At 52.9% G+C, this 19,914-nt stretch carries 13 protein-coding genes and 3 tRNA genes; 9 read left to right on the forward strand and 7 right to left on the reverse strand.

Features of this window, described 5'->3' with window-relative positions:
• Positions 1 to 54: 54 nt before the first annotated feature.
• The 5 genes from ACMAY6_RS08760 (at position 55) to ACMAY6_RS08780 (ending at position 6,097) form a co-directional block, all read left to right on the forward strand.
• Positions 55 to 1,173, forward strand: a complete 1,119-nt coding sequence (locus ACMAY6_RS08760) for an efflux RND transporter periplasmic adaptor subunit (RefSeq protein ID WP_435211053.1) — start codon at positions 55 to 57, stop codon at positions 1,171 to 1,173.
• A gap of 3 nt (positions 1,174 to 1,176) precedes the next feature.
• On the forward strand, positions 1,177 to 4,290 hold the full coding sequence (locus ACMAY6_RS08765) for an efflux RND transporter permease subunit (protein ID WP_435211055.1): 3,114 nt from the start codon (positions 1,177 to 1,179) through the stop codon (positions 4,288 to 4,290).
• Positions 4,287 to 4,931: a TetR/AcrR family transcriptional regulator gene (locus ACMAY6_RS08770; protein WP_435211057.1), complete on the forward strand. Its 645-nt coding sequence runs from the start codon at positions 4,287 to 4,289 to the stop codon at positions 4,929 to 4,931. Before ACMAY6_RS08765 ends, ACMAY6_RS08770 begins: the two co-directional genes overlap by 4 nt.
• 178 nt (positions 4,932 to 5,109) lie before the next feature.
• Positions 5,110 to 5,186, forward strand: a tRNA-Arg gene (locus ACMAY6_RS08775).
• Positions 5,187 to 5,236: 50 nt separating this feature from the next.
• Positions 5,237 to 6,097, forward strand: coding sequence for a sulfotransferase family 2 domain-containing protein (locus ACMAY6_RS08780; RefSeq protein WP_435211058.1), 861 nt, complete (start codon positions 5,237 to 5,239; stop codon positions 6,095 to 6,097).
• 166 nt (positions 6,098 to 6,263) lie between these two features.
• Here ACMAY6_RS08780 and ACMAY6_RS08785 read toward each other — a convergent pair whose 3' ends face one another.
• The gene (locus ACMAY6_RS08785; RefSeq protein ID WP_435211060.1) at positions 6,264 to 7,697 is read right to left on the reverse strand and encodes a hypothetical protein; all 1,434 of its coding nucleotides are present in this window, start codon (positions 7,695 to 7,697) and stop codon (positions 6,264 to 6,266) included.
• Between the two features lie 514 nt (positions 7,698 to 8,211).
• On the reverse strand, positions 8,212 to 8,703 hold the full coding sequence (locus tag ACMAY6_RS08790) for an Lrp/AsnC family transcriptional regulator (RefSeq protein ID WP_435211062.1): 492 nt from the start codon (positions 8,701 to 8,703) through the stop codon (positions 8,212 to 8,214).
• Between the two features lie 130 nt (positions 8,704 to 8,833).
• Here ACMAY6_RS08790 and ACMAY6_RS08795 point away from each other — a divergent pair, with 130 nt between their 5' ends.
• Together ACMAY6_RS08795 and ACMAY6_RS08800 are read left to right on the forward strand one after the other, a co-directional pair.
• The gene (locus ACMAY6_RS08795) at positions 8,834 to 12,334 is read left to right on the forward strand and encodes an indolepyruvate ferredoxin oxidoreductase family protein (protein WP_435211064.1); all 3,501 of its coding nucleotides are present in this window, start codon (positions 8,834 to 8,836) and stop codon (positions 12,332 to 12,334) included.
• A gap of 53 nt (positions 12,335 to 12,387) precedes the next feature.
• On the forward strand, positions 12,388 to 13,461 hold the full coding sequence (locus ACMAY6_RS08800) for a Glu/Leu/Phe/Val family dehydrogenase (protein WP_435211065.1): 1,074 nt from the start codon (positions 12,388 to 12,390) through the stop codon (positions 13,459 to 13,461).
• 106 nt (positions 13,462 to 13,567) lie between these two features.
• On the opposite strand, the gene ACMAY6_RS08805 is transcribed toward ACMAY6_RS08800, so the two are convergent.
• The 3 genes from ACMAY6_RS08805 to ACMAY6_RS08815 form a co-directional block, all read right to left on the reverse strand.
• Positions 13,568 to 13,963: a DUF4149 domain-containing protein gene (locus ACMAY6_RS08805; protein ID WP_435211067.1), complete on the reverse strand. Its 396-nt coding sequence runs from the start codon at positions 13,961 to 13,963 to the stop codon at positions 13,568 to 13,570.
• Positions 13,964 to 14,088: 125 nt separating this feature from the next.
• Positions 14,089 to 14,164 (reverse strand) — tRNA-His (locus tag ACMAY6_RS08810).
• Between the two features lie 8 nt (positions 14,165 to 14,172).
• Positions 14,173 to 14,249 (reverse strand) — tRNA-Pro (locus ACMAY6_RS08815).
• Positions 14,250 to 14,434: 185 nt separating this feature from the next.
• On the opposite strand from ACMAY6_RS08815, the gene folD reads away from it, so the two are divergent.
• Positions 14,435 to 15,280, forward strand: coding sequence for a bifunctional methylenetetrahydrofolate dehydrogenase/methenyltetrahydrofolate cyclohydrolase FolD (gene folD / locus ACMAY6_RS08820; protein ID WP_435211068.1), 846 nt, complete (start codon positions 14,435 to 14,437; stop codon positions 15,278 to 15,280).
• A gap of 257 nt (positions 15,281 to 15,537) precedes the next feature.
• A complete protein-coding gene (locus tag ACMAY6_RS08825) occupies positions 15,538 to 16,809 on the forward strand; it encodes an ACS family MFS transporter (protein ID WP_435211070.1) in 1,272 nt (423 codons plus the stop codon).
• A gap of 74 nt (positions 16,810 to 16,883) precedes the next feature.
• Here ACMAY6_RS08825 and cysS read toward each other — a convergent pair whose 3' ends face one another.
• Entirely contained in the window at positions 16,884 to 18,260 is a 1,377-nt protein-coding gene (cysS, locus tag ACMAY6_RS08830; RefSeq protein WP_435211071.1) for a cysteine--tRNA ligase, read from the reverse strand.
• On the reverse strand, positions 18,253 to 19,911 hold the full coding sequence (locus ACMAY6_RS08835) for a glutamine--tRNA ligase/YqeY domain fusion protein (protein ID WP_435211072.1): 1,659 nt from the start codon (positions 19,909 to 19,911) through the stop codon (positions 18,253 to 18,255). Before ACMAY6_RS08835 ends, cysS begins: the two co-directional genes overlap by 8 nt.
• Positions 19,912 to 19,914: the final 3 nt, after the last annotated feature.

Here is a 19,914-nt window from a genome sequence, read left to right on the forward strand (position 1 = left end):
ATTGCGGAATTATCGTGATCACAGCTGACAGCAACAGCGATGGAGTCCCAAGTAATGCCCAAAACACGCCTTAAAATTATCAGCAAGGGCTCTTTATTGGCGATCTTTGCGGCGGGACTGTTGTCATTTGGCATCACTCACCTTATCAACGGGAACGTAAGTGCCCCCGCAAAACAGGTGAGAGAGCCGCTGCCGGTCGCAGTTTTGCCCTTCAAACGAATTGATCATTACATCCGCCAGTCTAGCTATATCGGGACTGTGCGGGCCCGCAGAGACAGTGCCCTAGCTTTTGAGGTATCGGGAACCCTTGAAACACTTCCCGCAAGAGAAGGCATGCCCATGACCAAAGGGCAGATTCTCGCAACTTTAAATACCGACCAGCGCCGAGCAAAATTGCGTGCTGCAGAGGCGGAATTGGCAAAAACCACAACCAATCTTGAATTGGCCACGCTAAAGCGAGAACGACTGGCGGACCTACTCGAACGAGGCTTAACCTCGAAGCAAACATTTGACGACGCACAGCTTGGGGCTCAAGCGCTCCAACAAAACCAGCGAGCCATTAGCGCAAGACTGGACAGCGCTCGTCTCAACATCGAGAAAAGTACCCTAAAAGCCCCTTTCTCTGGCGTAGTAGCACAACGCTATGTCGATGAAGGTACGGTCGTTACGCCGGGAACCCCCATCCTGAGGCTACTTGCCCAATCAAGTTTCGAAGCCCATGTAGGCGTGCCCATCAACGTTGGCAACGCGCTAATACTTGGGAACCAGTACGCCCTCAGCGCTGGCGGACAACGCTTAGAGGCAACGCTGCAAAATATTCGTGCCGACGTCGACGCCTCGACACTGACAGTTGGCGCGATTTTCACGCTCCCCGGGGACTCCAGGGTGAGAACGGGCGAAACAATTACCCTCGACTTGGCCGATCCTGTTTATGAATCCGGTGGCTGGGTACCCCTATCATCATTAACGGCCGGCAATCGCGGCCTATGGGATGTTTTTGTCGTAAAAGACGTGCCCGAGGGGTACGTCGCTGTTCGAGAGGCTGTGGAGATTATTTACAGCAAGAATGATCAGGTGTACGTCGCAGGAACGCTGGCAGACGATGCAGTAATCATTGCCAGCGGATTGCACCGATTGAGTCCCGGTGCCTCTATTGCACCGCTGAGAAATTGAATCGTGATTGCCCGAATACTATTCCAAAATCCCCGTTACCTAACGCTCATCTTACTCATCATTGCAGCGATTGGGACCACTTCCTACTCCAGCCTCGGGCGTCAAGAAGACCCAACGATCACTCCGTTCATCGCAAAATTAGAAACCTTTTTCCCCGGTGCCAGCCCTGCTCGGGTTGAATCACTGGTAACGAAACCCCTTGAGGATGCTTTGCGAGAGGTCCCCGAGGTGACAGAAATACAGTCCACATCCGCTGCGGGGATTTCGGTAATCTCTATTGAAACAGACTATCGATTATCTTTGGCGGGCATTGAACGCGTTTGGTCTGAACTACGCGATATCGTGGCAGCCGAGGCGGCTAATTTCCCGGTGGGGGTCGAGCCTCCCTTATTTGAAGACGACATCATTACCGCCTACGTTAAGATTATTGCCGTCTCAGCCAAACCCGGCAGAGACATGCCTGCCTCAGTTTTACGCCGAGAAGCCGAAATTCTTGCAGATGCCATTCGCAGTGTGCCCAAGACAAAACGGGTTACCTTATACGGAGCGCCCAAAGAAGAGGTGCTCGTAGAACTTGACGAGACACAGCTTGCTGTTCTGGGAATCAGTGTCAGTGAGGTCAGTGAAGCTTTGCGCAAGGCCGATGCCAGAACCCCCGCAGGAAGCCTCACGGGGAGTGGCTCTGATATCGCGGTTGAACTCGCCGGGGAATTTACGAGCCTCGAGATTTTAAGAGAACTACAGATTCGCGCACTCCCAAACGGTCGCGTTGTAAGGCTACAAGATATAGCGACACTATCGCGAACCGAGCAAACACCTGCGTTCAGTTATGCACTATCCAACGGTCGAAGGTCTGTGCTGCTGGGCACCGAAATGACCCTAGGCTATCAAGCAGACACCTATGGCACACGTTTTGACAAGTTCTTAGATGACTACAGAGCACAAGCTCCAGATGGCCTCAGCATCGAAATTGCCTACGATCAAAGCCAATACACGAAAGCTCGCCTCGCCAGCGTCGCGAGTAACCTACTAGCGGGTGTTTGTATCGTACTCGCGGTGCTTTTGGTGACATTGGGGTGGCGCGCAGCATTAGTGGTTGCCGTTATTCTCCCTATGTGCACCCTTTTATCGATGCTTGGTCTTCTATACTTCAAAGTGCCCATCCACCAAATGTCACTCACGGGGCTCGTCGTCGCATTGGGATTGCTGGTAGACGGCTCTATCGTTATGACGGATGAGGTGCGCAAACGATTGATCCTTGGAATGGCGCCGATTGAAGCACTAGGCGCCTCCGTTAGCCGCTTGCGAATTCCGCTCATTGCATCAACCGCGACCACAGTTTTGGCCTTTTTGCCGATGGCAATTCTGGAGGGACCGGCTGGCGATTTCTTGGGCTCAATAGCGTTGTCGGTCATCGTTATGCTGCTGGCGTCTATGCTGCTTGCGCTCACGGTCACCCCAGTGCTGGCGGCTCGCTTGCTACCCGGTGGATTGCACGAGAGGCAACAATGGTGGCAGGCCGGCATCGAGCTACCAAGATTGAGCCCCATTTTTGCCAACCTTTTGGCACAGTCTCTTCGAAACCCGGCTGGTGCCATTGCGCTGGCTTTGTGCCTACCCGTGACGGGGTTTTTATGTGTCAGCTCCCTCACCAACCAATTTTTCCCCGGGACCGACCGAGACCAGCTCTACCTGCAAGTCACGCTGGTTGAAAGTGCATCTATCGATGACGCTTTGAGTCTGGCTAAACAAATCGACCGTGATCTTAGCGATGAACCTCTAATACGACGCGTAGACTGGACGGTTGGTGAAAGTGCCCCCGCTTTTTATTACAACATGCGCTCCAATAAAAAAGGGCGCCCCAGTTGGATGGAAGCCCTCATTCTCACAACGGATGAAAACGCCACTGACGCGCTCATTCGGCGCCTGCAGCGTCAACTAGATCGCGACTACCCGGCGGCTCAAATTATTGTCAGGGGTATTGATCAGGGCCCCCCAGTTGATGCGCCTCTGGAGATCACAGTTTCAGGGCCCAATGTCGCCACGCTGCAGGCGCTGGGTGAACAGTTTCGACAACGCATGGATGCCCTTCCCGACGTTACCCATACCAAAGTCTCCATGGAGGCTGGGCCGCCAAAACTCGTTTTTGCGTTGGAAGAAGACAAGCTAAAACAAGTGGGCCTAAGTCGAGTGCAAGTGGCAACCTCCCTTGATGCAGCTTTGCGAGGTCGTTTGGGCGGCGAACTTCTGGAGGACACCGAGCGCTTGCCGGTTCGCACAAGACTGACTCGCAGAGACTGGTCGGACAGCAACGTGCTGCAAAATCTGCGAATTCCTATTGCTAGATCTGTCTCGGGCGCTCAATCCGTACCGTTAAGCGCTCTTGGGGCTGCGCACCTCGAGCCAGATGACAGCCCGATCACCCGGGAAAACGGGCAGCGACTTAACCGAGTACAGGCCTTTTTAGTGAGAGGCGTGCTGCCTGAGGAAGCACTGAAGGTGCTTCGAGCTCAGCTCGCTGTAGAGCCCATTGAGTTACCCCCCGGCTACAGCTACAGCTTTGGCGGCGACTCAGACGAGCGCGCCGGCGTCATCGAGGATCTCATGGCGCCACTTGGCATTATCATGGCCGCTTTGGTGGCAACGATCTTACTAACCTTCAACTCATGGAGGTTGTCTGCCATCGCCGTACTGGTCTGCGTTTGCTCATTTGGACTCAGCTTATTTGCGCTAGCGCTTTTCCGCTATCCCCTTGGTATAACGCCACTCATCGGCGTCATTGGCTCCATTGGGGTTTCCATAAATGCTGCGATCATTATTCTCACAGCCTTGCAGCAAGATTCTGAAGCGGCAAGCGGAAGCGCAGACGCCGTTGTTCGTGTCGTGCGCGACTCCAGCCGGCATATTGTGTCGACAACCATTACGACCTTTGGCGGCTTTCTGCCGCTCATTCTTGAGGGCAGTCGATTCTGGCCTCCCTTTGCCATGGCTATTGCGGGTGGCGTGCTGCTTTCCACGATCATTTCCTTCTTTTTGGTACCCCCTTTGTTCTATCTCACTGTTCGCGGTCATGCCACACAACAAAACGCCAACACAGCTGCGGCAGCACTGAGATGAAACACCCTAGCAGCGGCTACCATCATGGACATCTTAGAGACGCAATGATCCTTGCCACGGCGGCTCTCATTGAAGAGCAAGGCTCCCTGTCGTTTAGCATTACTGACGCTGCAAAGAGAGCTGGGGTAAGCAGCGCCGCACCCTATCGGCATTTTCACGACAAGAACGACCTGCTTGATAACGTTAGGGATCTCGCGTTCATCGGCCTGCATGAAGCCCTTGAAGAAACGCAAAGGCAGTTTAAGGACACGGCCAACCCCGTCGCCGCAGTGACCGCTATGGGCCTGACATACCTGAACTACGCGCGCGACAAACGTGCCTTTTTCTCACTAATGTGGGAGGACCATGGACAAATGCAGCCCGAGCGACAAAATCTTGAGCACAAGAGTGTAGGGTTTTCTTTACTGCTAGCCTCAGTTGAAAATTACCTTGTTGCAGGGCGTCACAAAAGCCTAACGGCGTCTGATCGAAAAACCGCGTTAACTGTGGCCACGCAGCTCTGGGCACTCGCGCATGGTGTTGCAACACTTGAGAGCAATCAGCTACTCGATCTTTTCGATGAGTCAGCGCAGGCCGAAGTAATACTTGCGGAAGCCGCCTCCGCTCTTCTTGCCGGAATTGACGCCACACGCAGCACATAAACTCTGCAGGTCTTGCACTGCCAGATGAGCCACATAAGGTTGATCTTCTAAGAGTGTTGCTAAGAGTAGCGGGGCACAGCTGAGCACGTTAAAACTCTTGGCCCGACCTGAAGCACTACAAAATGTCCTTATTTCCCACTTGGGCAGAGCGTTAAGCAGTGGCATACTGCCGCCCCATCCGCTCGTAGCACAACCGGATAGTGCAACGGCCTTCTAAGCCGTAGGTTGCAGGTTCGAATCCTGCCGGGCGGGCCACTATCCTCCACAAGTATTTGCTGAACTCAAAGTCAACAAGGCTCAATCCAATGAATTCTAAGCGCTCGGTTATTGTTCATTACCACACGTTCAAAAACAGCGGCACTTCCTTTGACGAACTGCTTACGGCAAATTACAAGGAGGACCACCTGTGCTTTGATGGTCCTTTCCCCTACACGATGTTCAATCAGCAAGAGCTGTTGAAAGTGATACGTAGGAACCCTACGAAGATTGCCTTCTCATCGCACAGCATTAGACTACCAGTGCCAACCGACTTAGACGTCAATGCCGTCGCTGCACTTTTTATAAGGCATCCAATTTTACGGATCCGATCGGTATACGGCTTTGAAATGCGCTCCGAAGGAATGAAAGCCAAGCTGCAGACCGCAGTAAAGAGCAAACTCTTTATGAGAAAAAAAATAGCCCAAGAAGATACGGCCAAAACCGACAAACAACCGACCTTCGATGAATGGGTGACTTACTTGCGCGGCCACACGGCAAGTAATCTCAACGCTGGGCTATTGAGTAACAGCCAAACCCATATGTTTTGTGGTGTCTATGGCAGCGTAGGAATCGCGAAAACTTTTTCTGCTGGAGGTCCCAAGGCAGTTCGGCTCAGCGACCTTGACCAAGCAAAACGCAACTTACTCGCCGTCCCTTTGCTGGCACGGACAGAGACGTTTGAACAGGATGTAAAACGCTTCCCAGAAATCCTCGCTCGATATGGAATCGAGTTCAACTATCAAGATTTGCCCGCAGCCAACGTGAGTAATCCGAAGGCCCATCGATCCGTAAAAGACCGCCTCCTGCACGCAGAAGGGGAGCTCAGTGAGGACAACTGGTCATGGTTAAACAACGCCAACGCGCAGGATTTAGACCTTTACGACTTCAGCAATGAACTTCTATCGTGACTTGGTGAGTACAGTGCTCCCAAGAAAGGAACGACACGACCTCACAGCTTTTCCTGTAAGCCACCCTGCCAGCCCTACCTAATCGCAGCTTAAGATATGCTTCTGGAAGGCCTGTAGCATTCCACCACAAGGGCCCAAAGCACGTGGGCTCCACTCGGCTATTCGCTTATCGCCCGAGCTTACGCAGTGGAGCGCTGCGCCCTAGAATAGTTTCTAACTGTCGCTGGTAGAGAGACTCCGAGCCTACTCTGATCGGTGAGTTTTGCAGATAGCTGCTGGAAGAGGCCGCACTCTCGAGTACATCGTTGCTGCCCGCGTCATCGACCACGGGCTGACCTTGACTTTTGCCGACTACGTTATCCTCGGTGCTAGCGCCCAACGTGATGTCAGTTGTGGCCGTCGACGCAGCGAAGGAGTTGGCAAGAATCGCCCAGCCGCTCACCGTACTACCCAAGCCGCCATCGGCAATATCACCACTGTCCAACGATACCCAGGTAGCAGCCGAACCCGAGAATGTATTAGCACTGATAACCCCATTTGATGTATCCAAAACCGCCAGTCCTGAACCGGCACTGTTGGCGTCGCTCCCAGTAAATGTGTTCGAGGTGATGATCATCTCGTGGATAATGCTTTTACCCTGCTGGGCCGATAGAAGCCCGTATCCTTCGCTGTGCACGCCGCCATCAATAAACTTATTTTTACTGAACGACGTTTTGTTGATTGCCGGCGAGGCGCTACTGTTACCGACTAAAACACCTGTGGTGCCAAATAAGCCGGCCAAATCACCGGGGTACTGGACGTCGTTGTAGTAGATTTGATTTCGATAGATGTTGGTAGCTTGGCTGGCATCCACGATCGAGATAGGAATTCCCAAACGCTCCATTGGGTTGTTGAAGGTGATATCAACTTGTCCGTTGGCCGAAATAGAACTCAAAATGCCGATATCGAGGTCCCGAATTTGGTTTCGATTTATAATAAGGGAACCCAAAGCCTTGTTCGCCTCGGGCAGCGCCTCTCCGGTCTCGGGAAAACATGCCGGCGCAGCGTCCATCGTGATGCCCGTCGTGAAGTCCAGCGCAGAACTGCCGCCACCCTCGATAATGATGCGGTCGACGACACCAAAAACCACTCGATCTCCTGAACAGTTCTCCGGGTTTGAATAAAACCCAATCACAGAGGCCGAGCCGCCGGGAGTGCTACAGGGTTCGTTGATCGTCAATTTCATCCGAGTGACCACGGCATCGCCAACGATAAAGCGCAGTGCGGCCCCTGTTGTACAATCGAGCGAACCATCGATGACGTTAATCGTCGTCAGGTCGAAAGATCTGCCGCGCAGGCGTCCCTCGTAGTCATTTGCCGTTACGCCAGCGATGGAATAAGCATCAGAAGTCAAATAGACGTCTTTGTAACCTCCAGATACCGCCGCATCCAGAGCACATTGAATGTTGTCTGTGTCGTCGCCGTCGGCAGTAGATTGCACTTTTACAATCCCGCCGTCGAGCTCTACTTCTGCCGAGCACCCAAGGTCTTGAGTAAATGCTACGGGAGAACAAAAAACCAGGGCAATCACCAACCAACGCAATACTAATACTGGGTTCATTATCACTAAATCTCTCTTCACTGGGCCCAAGTTGCCAGGCCGTAATCGACATAATCACCTTTCAACCGGAATGTTACTACGCCTCCTTGCACGAGACCAACGTCGCCAGCAAAAAATGTGTACCCCGCCGCAAACGACTTATGGCCTTAAGTTTGGCGCTGGTCAGGACACCCCCTTCTTGCTGACCACCTAGCCTCCACACCACGAAGCAAAGGGCAAATCCGGCACACAGCCGCCCGCAACGACCACAAATTGCGTGACTCTTGTCACATTAAGGGGGGCGTAACCGCAAAATTAGCGGCTGGAAATGCATATTGCGATGAAAAAATAGAATAAATTTGACTTTGCAATTTTTATCGCATACCTTGCACTACAAGTCAGGAAGACCTGCTTCTTTGCGACACTAGGTCATGGATGACCAGCAACCGGAACTGAAGTTCCACTCACAAAGAAGTCACCGGGGCACGGATCGCCCCACCATTTTATCCAGCAAACTCGCAAATGGCCCCAGACTTTAAGCCCCCGCGCCGTCTTTGAATTGTGTGGAGAGGGGAAGCGCGGTTGTATTCTTGATCTCAGTGACCGCAATGTGCGAATGCAACTCCCTGATCATTTCCATTGTATTTAGCGTGTTACGCACAAAATCCTCGTAGTGCCTTACGTCCCTGGTCACTATTTTCAACACGTAATCCCAAATTCCCGTCATGGTGTAACACTCTAGAACCTCCGAGTGATGAATGATATCCGCTTCAAAAGCGAGCAAATTTTGTCGCCCCGCTTGAGTGAGGTTAACTGTTGCAAATACCACCACCTCCATCCCGAGAAGCTGTCGGTCCAAAAGCGCCACCTGCCCCCGAATAACCCCAGAATCCTGTAGACGGTTTACCCTGCGCCAACATGGCGACTGGGACATATGAACCTGCTCCGCAAGATCGGCGGTACTAATGGTGGCGTCAGATTGAAGCACCCCTAAAATTTGGCGGTCAACCTTCGTTAGTTTATGCATAATTTTTCCCTATTTTTTCATTATTGAGTATTTTTTATTCAATATTAGTCGATATACCCTGATTTTAAGATAAAGAATTCGGTAACTTTTGAGAGAATTTGCCGGTCGATATTGTCATTAGGCCCACACCATGAGCTCTTCAAATGCACTGCCAAAACGGCAGGTCCGGCTGGACGACAAATATACCGTTCAGAAAGGCCGAGCCTATATGACGGGTATCGAAGCGCTAGTACGCCTACCCATGCTGCAGCAGCAGCGTGACCGCCTGCGAGGACTGAATACCGCAGGCTTCATATCGGGCTACCGGGGCTCGCCATTGGGGGGTATTGATCAAGCCCTATGGCAAGCCCAAGACTTATTAAAAAATCAGAATATTCACTTTCAGCCCGGCATCAATGAAGAGCTCGCAGCAACAGCTGTGTGGGGTAGCCAACAAAACCAATTATTCAAGGGCTCAAAATTTGATGGCGTTTTCGGACTTTGGTATGCCAAGGGTCCCGGCGTCGACCGCTCAATGGACGTCATTAAACACGCAAATGCATTTGGCACTGCCCCAAAAGGTGGCGTGCTCGCTGTTGCTGGAGATGATCACGCCTGCAAGTCCTCCACCTTACCCAACCAATCTGAGCATATGTTCATCGGCGCCTCGGTTCCCGTATTAGCCCCAGCTAATGTTCAGGAGGTTCTCGACCTCGGGCTATTTGGCTGGGAACTCTCGCGCTTCTCCGGATGCTGGGTGGCGTTAAAAGCCATTACTGAAAACATGGACTCGGCGATCTCTGCCGACATAGACGCGAATCGAATTTCCATCCAAATTCCAGAAGGCTTTGAATTACCCGAGGGGGGCGTTAGCGCACGCTGGCCGGACAAACCTCTTGACCAAGAGCGACGTCTCAACAAATACAAAATTTATGCCGCTCGAGAATTTGCCCGGGTAAACAACCTCAATCCCATCGTGATAGATAGCCCAAAGCCACGGCTAGGAATTATTACCTCAGGGAAGGCTTATCTTGATGTGCTCCAGGCCCTAGAGGATATGGGTATTGACGACAGCGCAGCAGCAGAAATTGGCATTCGCGTCTATAAAGTCGGCATGCCCTGGCCTCTCGAACCACAGCAGACGCATCGCTTTGCAGAGGGGCTGGAAGAAATTCTCGTCGTCGAAGAAAAGCGCTCAATTATTGAGGACCAGCTAACGTCGCAGCTTTACAACTATCCCGTGGGTTCACGCCCCAGAGTCGTTGGGGAGTTCGACGAGCACGGGATTGATCTGCTGCCGAATCTGGGAGAACTCACCCCCGCGATGGTTGCGCAGGCAATTGCCGGACGGCTACGCCGATTTTTTAGCAGCCCCACGCTTGAAGAGCGCATCCGGTGGATTGAAGAGAAAGAAAAATCGTTAGCCGTAGCCGCCGACACGATTGAACGCACACCGCACTTCTGCTCTGGCTGCCCCCACAACACGTCAACCCAAGTCCCCGAGGGAAGTCGTGCTTTAGGGGGTATTGGGTGTCATTACATGGCCACCTGGATGCCTGACCGTGAAACCCACACCTTTACTCAAATGGGTGGCGAAGGCGCAACATGGATAGGCCAAGCCCCTTTTACCGACACCGAGCACGTGTTCCAAAACCTAGGCGATGGCACCTACTTCCATTCTGGAGTCCTAGCTATCCGTGCTGCGGTCGCAGCGGGGGTAAACATCACCTATAAAATCTTATACAACGAGGCCGTGGCAATGACCGGCGGCCAGCCCCTCGACGGGACGTTGAGTGTTAGCGACTTGATACACCAATTACGCGGCGAAGGGGTGCGGAGAATCGCGCTAGTTTCTGATCAACCCGAAGCGTTCCAAGGCCAATTTTCAGAAATACCCGGGTTTAGCCTGCACCCCCGAGAAAACTTCGAAGCGCTTCAACTCGAGCTGCGAGACTATACAGGCACCTCTGTCATTGTTTACCAGCAGCTCTGCGCCACTGAGAAACGGCGGCGACGCAAAAAAGGAAAGCTAACCAGTGCCCCTCGTCGCGTTGTTATCAACGATGCTGTTTGTGAAGGCTGCGGTGACTGCGGCGCCGAATCGAACTGTCTATCAGTTACACCAAAAGACACTTTACTGGGTAGAAAGCGACAGATTGATCAGAATGCGTGCAATTCCGATCTCTCCTGCCTGAAGGGCTTCTGCCCCAGCTTCGTATCGGTTGTCGGCGGCGAGCTTCAGCGCCCTATCACCGACGAGCAAGCTGTGACCCTGCTCCCCTCTCTGCCCGAGCCCGACCTCCCAGACCTGACGGCGCCTTGGAACATCGTGGTGGCCGGAGTTGGTGGCACCGGAGTACTCACCATATCTTCGCTTCTAGCGATGGCGGCACACATTGAAGGGAAAGGTTGCGCCACCATGAATCAAACCGGGTTGGCACAAAAATTTGGCGCCGTCACCAGCCACGTGCGAATCGCGCGCGAGCAAGAGCAGATAAAAGCTGTGAGAATCCCGGCAGGTGAAGCAGATTTACTCATTGGTTGCGATTTAGTGGTTACCGCAAGTTATGAGTGCTTGGCTAAGGCTGCCGACGGTCGTACCCATGCTCTGGTTAATGTTGCTGAACAGGCAACTGCTGCTTTTCTTCTTGATCCCGATGCCTCATTCCCAACGCAAGGAATGAAAAACAAAATATCTCGAGAGGTTGGCCCAGAGCTTGCCTTCGTAAATGCCACTCAGGTTGCATTAGAACTGCTGGGCGACACTATTGGAGCCAACCTTTTTCTGATGGGCTGCGCTTGGCAGAAAGGCTGGATTCCCGTCTCACGAGCAGCGTTGATTCAAGCTATTGAAATCAATAACGTCGCCCCGAACTTCAACAAGGAGGCCTTTGAGCTAGGGCGCCACTATGCCCACTCCCCCGCGTCAGTCATGCGGCGGTTTTTGCCCAACTCGACCGCGGAGCTAGAGTCAGAAAAATTCACACTCGACAGTCTGGTTGAGGACCGTGTCGCACGCTTGACTGATTATCAGAACACAGCTTACGCGCAGCAATACCGAGACCACATCGCCTCCCTTCGCGCCCGGGACCCAAAATCCGAGCTGACTGACTCGTTGACATGGACGGTAGCAGAGCAGCTGTATCGCCTAATGGCGATTAAAGATGAGTATGAGGTGGCGCGCCTGCACTCCGATCCCGAATTTCACCGACAGCTGTCTGCGGAGTTTTCCGGGAACTATAAGCTGCGATTTCATCTGGCCCCACCCCTTCTTTGCAAACCAGATCCAAGCACCGGAAAAATTACCAAGCGTGAATTTGGTGGCTGGGTGCTGCCCATTTTTTCCCTGCTTGCTCAGTTCAAATTTCTGCGGGGCACAAAATTTGACCCTTTCGGTTATAGCGTCGAAAGAAGTGCTGAGAGAAATGACCTAAGCCGCTACCTCGATCTTCTGTCCATCATTATGACCGAGCTCAACACCTCCAACTACGAGGACGCCATCGCCCTCGCAAAACTGGCAAAAGGTCTTCGGGGCTTTGGTTATGTGCGCACAAGGAATCGACAGCAACTTGTCGCAGAGCAAGACCGCTTGCTCGCCAAATTTTTAGGAACAGCGCAAAACGCATCAATTGATGCAGTAGCCGCGGCGTAGGCCTCTGACAACTCGCATACTTTTAGAAAACACTATTTTACGAGGGAAAAATAATGCTCCATTTGGTCGGCAATAAAAATAACGAACATGAAAAGGTCGTCATGACAACGGACGCTGATAGCGGTCTGACCGCCATTATTGCCATCCACAACACTCAGCTGGGGCCGGCTGTTGGCGGCTGTCGCATGTTTCCTTACGCACAGGACGACGATGCACTGGAAGACGCCCTGAGGCTTTCTCGGGGAATGACCTATAAATCAGCACTGGCTGGACTACCTTTTGGCGGAGGAAAATCGGTAATTATCGGCGATCCGCGTCGTGACAAGACACCGGCCCTGCTTCGGGCAATGGGTGAATTTGTAAATTCCCTAGCCGGGCACTATTGCATTGCCGAGGACTCCGGCACTTCGCCGGCTGATATGCGAGTGATTGCCGAAACGACACCTCACGTCACTGGCATCGAAAAAACGTGCCGAGAGGACCCCTCCCCTGCCACCGCTCTTGGCGTTTTTTTAGGGCTTAAGGCTGGCGTCAAGCAAGCCTTTGGTCATGACACGCTCACGGGCCGGACCGTCGCTATTCAAGGCTTGGGACACGTGGGGTACCACCTAGCAGGATACCTATCAGCCGCTGGTGCCAAGGTCTTTGCCAGTGATATCAATGCTGAAAATTTACTTCGAGCAGAGAAGGACTTTGGCATTGAGCCGGTAGCTCCCGAGAAAATCTTGCACCATACCTGCGACATTTTGGCGCCTTGCGCTATGGGTGCAATACTCAACGAAGACAGCATTGCGAAACTACGAACTCAAGTAATCGCGGGCGCTGCCAATAATCAGCTTGCTACCGACGCAGACGATGATCGACTAAAAGCTCGCAATATTATTTATTGCCCCGACTTTGCTATTAATGCTGGGGGCATCGTTGATATTTATCAGCAGCAGCAGAACGCCAGTCAAGAAACTCGAGCTTTGGCGATTCAACGTATCGGGCAGAATGTTGCTGACATTCTTGAGCGCGCTCAGGGCATGAAGCTCGGCGCACAGCAAATAGCAGTTGCGGTCGCCGAGGAAAAACTCAATGCATGCACTCAAAACGAACGAGTGTATCAATGGGCAGGCAATCCTTAGTCACTAGACGGCGGACCTGCCTGTGTGTCCTGAAACACAGGGCCTAACGCGCAGCTAGTCTATATCGTGATCCAAGCGTCAACATAAGCGCCATGGAAGGAACGGCCTAGGTCGCGATGCGGGCAAGCACATAGCCCAGCACGGCCATTTGCGCTAATGCCGCTAGAACTGACAAACCATGCAATAGATTAAAGCGACGTCGATTTTTGTTATCGCTGGCGGAATTAATGGCGGGCATCAGCAACTGACGCAGAGGCACGGTGGTCAGCGCAACCGTTATCGTGAGCCAGGCCGACAAAGGGTCTACAAACCATAAAGGCACCGCGGCGATAAGCGCGACAGCGATACACCAAACATAAAAAACCGGGAAAGCTTCTCTAAGAATAGAGCCCGCGTCTTCTGCAGGAAGGGTCTTAAAAAGAAAGGCGGCAAAACCAAAAGAGTAGAGGACCATCCCTCCGAACACTATGGCAGTCAGTAATACGGCAGCAGTCGTCAGCACAAAATAAACCCTCAATCGAGTCATTTGTACGATTTGGCGCTGGAATTAGCTCACCGAACAACCGTCCGTGGATTCAATGACACCTGAAAACTGAATCGCTATGTAGATTCAAGGAGGGGAAAACGTGGGGTGGCTGACGGGGATCGAACCCGCGACAACCGGAGTCACAGTCCGGCGCTCTACCAACTGAGCTACAGCCACCATAGAAATGGTCGGAGAGGAGGGATTCGAACCCCCGACATCCTGCTCCCAAAGCAGGCGCGCTACCAGGCTGCGCTACACTCCGAAGTCGTGTGATTCACCAATAATACACTACCGCCGACTGGCTGGAAGTGTCTCGATGAGTGACCGACGGCGCGAAGGATACTGATTTGACCGAAGGCGGTCAATTAGCGACTTACATCCTTGTTATTACCGGGCTATTTCTGGGAGACTTGCCCTCGTTTTCAAATCTCGTCAATGGGGAAAAAAATGACTGCACTCGTACTCGATGGCAAGCATGTTGCGAAATTAACCGAAGAAGCTCTGCGAATTCGTGTGGAAGGACTCAAAGAGCGATCAGGGGGGCGGATCCCCGTGCTGGCTACCGTCTTAGTGGGCGATGATCCTGCTTCTGCGACCTACGTAAAGATGAAGGGCAACGCCTGCCGTCGCATTGGCATGGAGTCTATGGCCATTGAGCTGCCCTCGACCCTAAAAACTAATGACTTACTGCACGAGCTTGAGACCCTCAATAACAACCCGGATGTTCACGGCATCCTCCTGCAACACCCGGTTCCCAGCCAAATCGATGAACGCGCCGCCTTCGATATGATTGATCTGTCAAAAGACGTTGATGGTGTGACCTGCCTCGGCTTCGGCCGAATGGCTATGGGCGAGGATGCCTATGGATGCGCGACGCCTCAAGGCATCATGCGTTTGCTGGGCCATTACGAAATACCACTCGAAGGGAAACACGCAGTGGTTATCGGTCGCAGCCCCATTTTAGGCAAGCCCATGGCCATGATGCTTTTGCAGGCCAATGCCACAGTCACAATTTGCCACTCGCGCACCCAAAATCTCGCTGATCATGTCCGCCAGGCCGACATCATCGTCGGGGCGGTAGGTAGGCCCGAATTTATTCGAGCAGACTGGGTAAAAGACGGCGCTGTGGTCGTCGATGCCGGTTACCACCCAGGGGGGGTTGGCGATATTGAATTAACACCCCTTTTGGACCGTGTCGCCGCCTACACCCCGGTGCCCGGCGGCGTAGGGCCCATGACCATTAATACACTCATCCAACAGACCGTTCTTTCAGGTGAGAAAGCACTGGGCTGAACCTGTTATTTGCACACCACTGAAACCTCCTCGCGCTGCCGCCTTGGACAGGCAGCTGCCGGGGAGCTTCCAATACCGACAGCGAGGCACGCTGGATCCCTAGACGCTGCCACGACCGCTGCACCAGCACCAAACCTCACCCCCTCTCCTGGAGAATGGCCGTATCTTGTCCCTTAAATAGCGAAGCCTTGACCAACTCTTGCTAGCAGCATGGCCTCGATTGGCCTAAGGTAGTTAAAAGAGTGAGAGTAACCCCCATGCTCAACCCCAGACATTGGCCCAAGCGCACTCATATCGTAGGGCTGTCTTTCTTAGCCGTATTTATCTGCTACATAGATCGCGTCAACATCTCCGTTGCGATTATTCCAATGGCAGCGGATCTTGGCTGGGGGATGCAACAGCAGGGTTTGGTGTTGTCGTCTTTCTTTGTGGGTTACGTTTTACTTCAGGTGGTAGGAGGCCGTTTAGCAGATCGCTACGGCGGTAAAGCTGTGCTCGGCATGGGAGTCATCCTGTGGTCGCTATTCACCATTCTGACGCCCCCAGCTGCCGCTCTGGGCTTCACGGTACTCATCCTCACCCGCATTGCCATGGGCATGGGTGAGGCGGTTACCTTTCCGGCTATCTACAGTACCTTTTCAAAATGGGTTCCACTGGCAGAACGCTCGCGAGCCGTAGGGTTCATTAACAGTGCAATACCTTTGGGCACCATATTCGCGTTGGTAACGACGCCTATCGTTGTTCAAATTTGGGGATGGCAGTGGGCGTTTTATTCCTTCGGCGCAACTGGCATCGTGTGGTTCTTTTTTTGGCAACGGATGGTCACCTCCACACCGCAACAGCATGCCGGGGTCACAGAAGAAGAACTGGCCTTAATTGCGGACAGAAGCGCAGCAGCGACAGACAGCGAAAAGCCCGCTGTCCCCTGGCATCACTTCTTAAAATCGATGCCAGTCTGGGCCATTGTGGTGGCGCATTTTTGCAATAACTGGTCACTTTTTGTGCTCTTGTCTTGGATGCCCACCTATATCAACAAGGGTCTGGGTGTTGATTATGCCTCTGTAGGGCTCCTCGCGATTATTCCCTCAATCGGCTCCGTTTTTTTTCTCAATATCGCGGGCAATTTAGCCGATCGGTTGATCAAAAATGGAATGGCTGTCGGAAAGGTCCGCAAGCTTATGCAGACTATTGGTTTTGGTGGGCTGACAGGCGCCTTACTGATTGTGGGGCACCTCGATACCGTTTGGATGGCAATCGCGACGATGACAGTGGGCTCAGCCTTAGGTGCCTTTGTGACTGGCGGATTTGCCGTTAATCATATGGATGTCGCGCCGCGGCATGCCGGCACCCTAATGGGCATTACCAATACTGCGGGCGCCGTCCCGGGTATTATCGGCGTGTTCGTCACAGGATTGATTCTAGAGGTCACAGGATCTTGGGTTATCGTTTTCTCCCTAGCGGGAGGCGTCACGCTGTTTGGGCTAATTTTTTACCTCGCATTTTCCAGCGGCAAAAAGCTATTTGATTAACAACGCAGCCGCCCAACGTTGTGATGAATGCAGCTTGCAGGCTCAGAGCAAGACGTCGTGCCACTATGGCCTGGTCAGGTGCGGCGCCATGTCGTTCCCCCAGCGCCGTCCTCAAGCTCAATTCCCGCCGCTTGCAACTCGTCACGAACCGCGTCTGCCGCGGCAAAATCTTTTCGAAGCCTAGCTTCGATCCTAGCCGCGATGCGCTGCTCAATTTCATCCGATGTCAGACCGGTATTGGAGGCAGACTCAGTGAACCATTGCTCAGGGTCATTATCTAGCAACCCCATGATACGTCCCATCGCTAACAGTTCGCCTTTACGAGTCGCTGCCACCTCTGCGTCTGCCTTGTTCAAGGCCTTACAGGTTGAGTGCAGCGCAGCAATTGCTTTCGGGGTATTCAGGTCATCTAGCAGCGCGGTGAATACAGCCGTATCCTCGGGCCGGATATCCTCCGCTTCAATGTCAGCCGTATTCCTCAGCGCTTGATAAAAGCTGTTTAGCGCAATTTTGGCGTTATCTAAGAGCTCTCCTGAGAAATTAAGCGGTGACCTGTAATGCGTGGAGAGCAAAGCAAAGCGCAGCACCTCACCCGGGTAAAGGGTCAGTAATTCACGAACCGTGCGGACATTACCCAGTGATTTGGACATTTTTTCACCGTCCATATCCACATAGGCGTTGTGCAGCCAATACCGCACAAAGTCGCTTCCATAACCGCAACAGCTTTGCGCTCGCTCATTTTCATGATGTGGAAAAATAAGGTCACGCCCTCCCCCATGAATATCGATTGCATCACCAAGGTGCGCACGAATCATGGCAGAGCATTCTAGGTGCCAACCCGGACGCCCCCAACCCCAAGGACTCTCCCAGCCTGGCTCCCCCTGTGACGAGGGTTTCCAAAGCACAAAATCACCGGGACTACGCTTATAGTCTGCGACCTCCACTCTCGCCCCGGCAAGCATATCGTCAAGGTTGCGACCACTCAGCGCTCCGTAACTGGGCATGGAGGTCACGTCAAATAGAACGTGACCGTCAGCCGCATAGGCGTGCCCGCGCTCAACAAGCTGCGTTATTAAGTCCAGCATGGGGACAATATTTTCTGTAGCACGAGGCTCCAGATCCGGAGGAAGGGTGTTGAGCTGAGCCATGTCTTCCCGATACTTATCGGTGAATTCTTGGGTCACCACCTCAATACCCTCGTCACGTTCCCGGGCGGCAGCAATAATTTTGTCGTCAATGTCGGTGATGTTCCGCGCGTATATCACCTTTGGATACATAGCCCGCAGCACACGGTAGAGCATGTCAAAAGCCACTACGGGACGGGCGTTGCCGATATGCGCGAGGTTGTAAACCGTAGGCCCACACACATAGAGCGTCACCCGCTCGGCATCACGGGGCTCGAAAACCTCTTTTTGCCCTGTGAAGGTATTCGTCAGATACAACTCAGCCATGAGAATTACTCCAAGTATCTCTCAGACCTATCGTCATATTGAATACCGGTTTTTCTGGGGTGTGATCGTACCTATCAGCCACAAAATAACCCTCCCGCTCAAACTGATAGACAGCTTCCTGAGCAGCCGTTGCCAGTGAAGGCTCAACCACAGCACGTTCAAGTCGAACCAAAGACTTGGGATTAAGCACCGCCATCATGTCCTCAGCTTTGCCGGGATTTGGGTCGGTGAACAAGCGATCGTAACAGCGAATTTCAACGTTGAGGCCCTCTGTCGCCGACACCCAGTGAATAACGCCTTTGGCTTTAATGCCATCAGGAGGATCTTCCCCCAAAGTTCCCTCCACAACTCGGGCGTATACGTGAGAAACCTCCCCAGCGCTATCGTGGTCACAACGGTCGGCTTCGATGACATAACCACCCCGCAGCCTGACGCGTTTACCTATCACAAGTCGCTTATATTTTTTATTGGCCTCCTCACGGAAATCTTCGGCGTCAATGTATAACTCGGAAGTGAACGGCACAGATCTAGCGCCCATCGACTCATCTCCCGGATGATTCGCCACCATCAAAACTTCAGGTTCCGTTCGATTGGTAATGGTCAAGGGAAGCGGATTGAGCACGGCCATAGCTCTGGGAGCTTCTACGTTTAACTGGTTTCTTACCGCACTTTCCAGCATAGCCACATCAACAACACTGTCAGAGCGTGAGGTTCCCACTTCCTCACAAAAATGCCGGATTGCGGCAGGGGGATAACCCCGCCGCCGTAAACCCGCGAGCGTTGGCATTCTTGGGTCGTCCCAGCCCGCAACCGCCTCGGAGTCGACCAGTTGCTTGAGCTTTCGCTTGCTGGTCATTGTGTAGCTAGTGTTGAGTCGGGCAAACTCAAACTGTCGGGGGCGTGTGGGAACGGGCAAATGCTCGATGAACCAATCGTAAAGCGGCCGGTGATCTTCAAATTCCAGCGTGCAGATTGAGTGCGTCACCCCTTCAATGGCGTCTTCTTGTCCATGTGCGAAATCGTAGGTTGGGTAAATTGGCCAAGCCTCTCCGGTTTGATGATGGTGGGCCTTGCGAATTCGGTACAAAATGGGGTCTCTTAAATTAATATTCGGCGAGGCCATATCGATTTTCGCGCGCAGGACACGGCTGCCATCGGGATACTCTCCCGCTCGCATCCGCTCAAATAAGTCACGATTGACCTCTTTATCGCGCGTTCTATGAGGGCTGTCTCGACCAGCCTCAGTCAAACTACCGCGATGCTCACGGGCCTCATCAGCTGATAAATCACAGACATAAGCCAAGCCTTCGTCAATAAGGTACAACGCCCAGTCATACAGTTGCTGAAAATACGCCGAGGCGTAGCGGACCTCACCGCTCCATTGATAACCCAACCAACGCACATCTTCTTGGATTGCGTCGATAAAAATCTGACTTTCCTTTTCGGGGTTTGTGTCATCAAAACGCAAGTGGCATTGACCCCCAAACTGTTTTGCAAGCTCAAAGTTGACGGTGATCGACTTCGCATGGCCCAAGTGAAGGAAGCCATTGGGCTCAGGGGGAAAGCGGGTTACCAGCTGACGAGTCCCTCCTGCGTCGAGATCGGACTGAATCTGGGTCTTTAGAAAGTTACTTCGGGCGTCGGTACTCATGGG

Origin of the sequence: Luminiphilus sp. nBUS_16 (assembly GCF_051201645.1) — a bacterium.
In the GTDB taxonomy this organism is placed as follows: domain Bacteria; phylum Pseudomonadota; class Gammaproteobacteria; order Pseudomonadales; family Halieaceae; genus Luminiphilus.

Coding starts and splice junctions, on each gene's coding strand:
- ACMAY6_RS08760 (WP_435211053.1), top strand. CDS start 55: ATGCCCAAAACACGCCTTAAAATTATCAGCAAGGGCTCTTTATTGGCG.
- ACMAY6_RS08770 (WP_435211057.1), top strand. CDS start 4,287: ATGAAACACCCTAGCAGCGGCTACCATCATGGACATCTTAGAGACGCA.
- ACMAY6_RS08780 (WP_435211058.1), top strand. CDS start 5,237: ATGAATTCTAAGCGCTCGGTTATTGTTCATTACCACACGTTCAAAAAC.
- ACMAY6_RS08785 (WP_435211060.1), bottom strand. CDS start 7,697: ATGAACCCAGTATTAGTATTGCGTTGGTTGGTGATTGCCCTGGTTTTT.
- ACMAY6_RS08790 (WP_435211062.1), bottom strand. CDS start 8,703: ATGCATAAACTAACGAAGGTTGACCGCCAAATTTTAGGGGTGCTTCAA.
- ACMAY6_RS08795 (WP_435211064.1), top strand. CDS start 8,834: ATGAGCTCTTCAAATGCACTGCCAAAACGGCAGGTCCGGCTGGACGAC.
- ACMAY6_RS08800 (WP_435211065.1), top strand. CDS start 12,388: ATGCTCCATTTGGTCGGCAATAAAAATAACGAACATGAAAAGGTCGTC.
- folD (WP_435211068.1), top strand. CDS start 14,435: ATGACTGCACTCGTACTCGATGGCAAGCATGTTGCGAAATTAACCGAA.
- ACMAY6_RS08825 (WP_435211070.1), top strand. CDS start 15,538: ATGCTCAACCCCAGACATTGGCCCAAGCGCACTCATATCGTAGGGCTG.
- cysS (WP_435211071.1), bottom strand. CDS start 18,260: ATGGCTGAGTTGTATCTGACGAATACCTTCACAGGGCAAAAAGAGGTT.
- ACMAY6_RS08835 (WP_435211072.1), bottom strand. CDS start 19,911: ATGAGTACCGACGCCCGAAGTAACTTTCTAAAGACCCAGATTCAGTCC.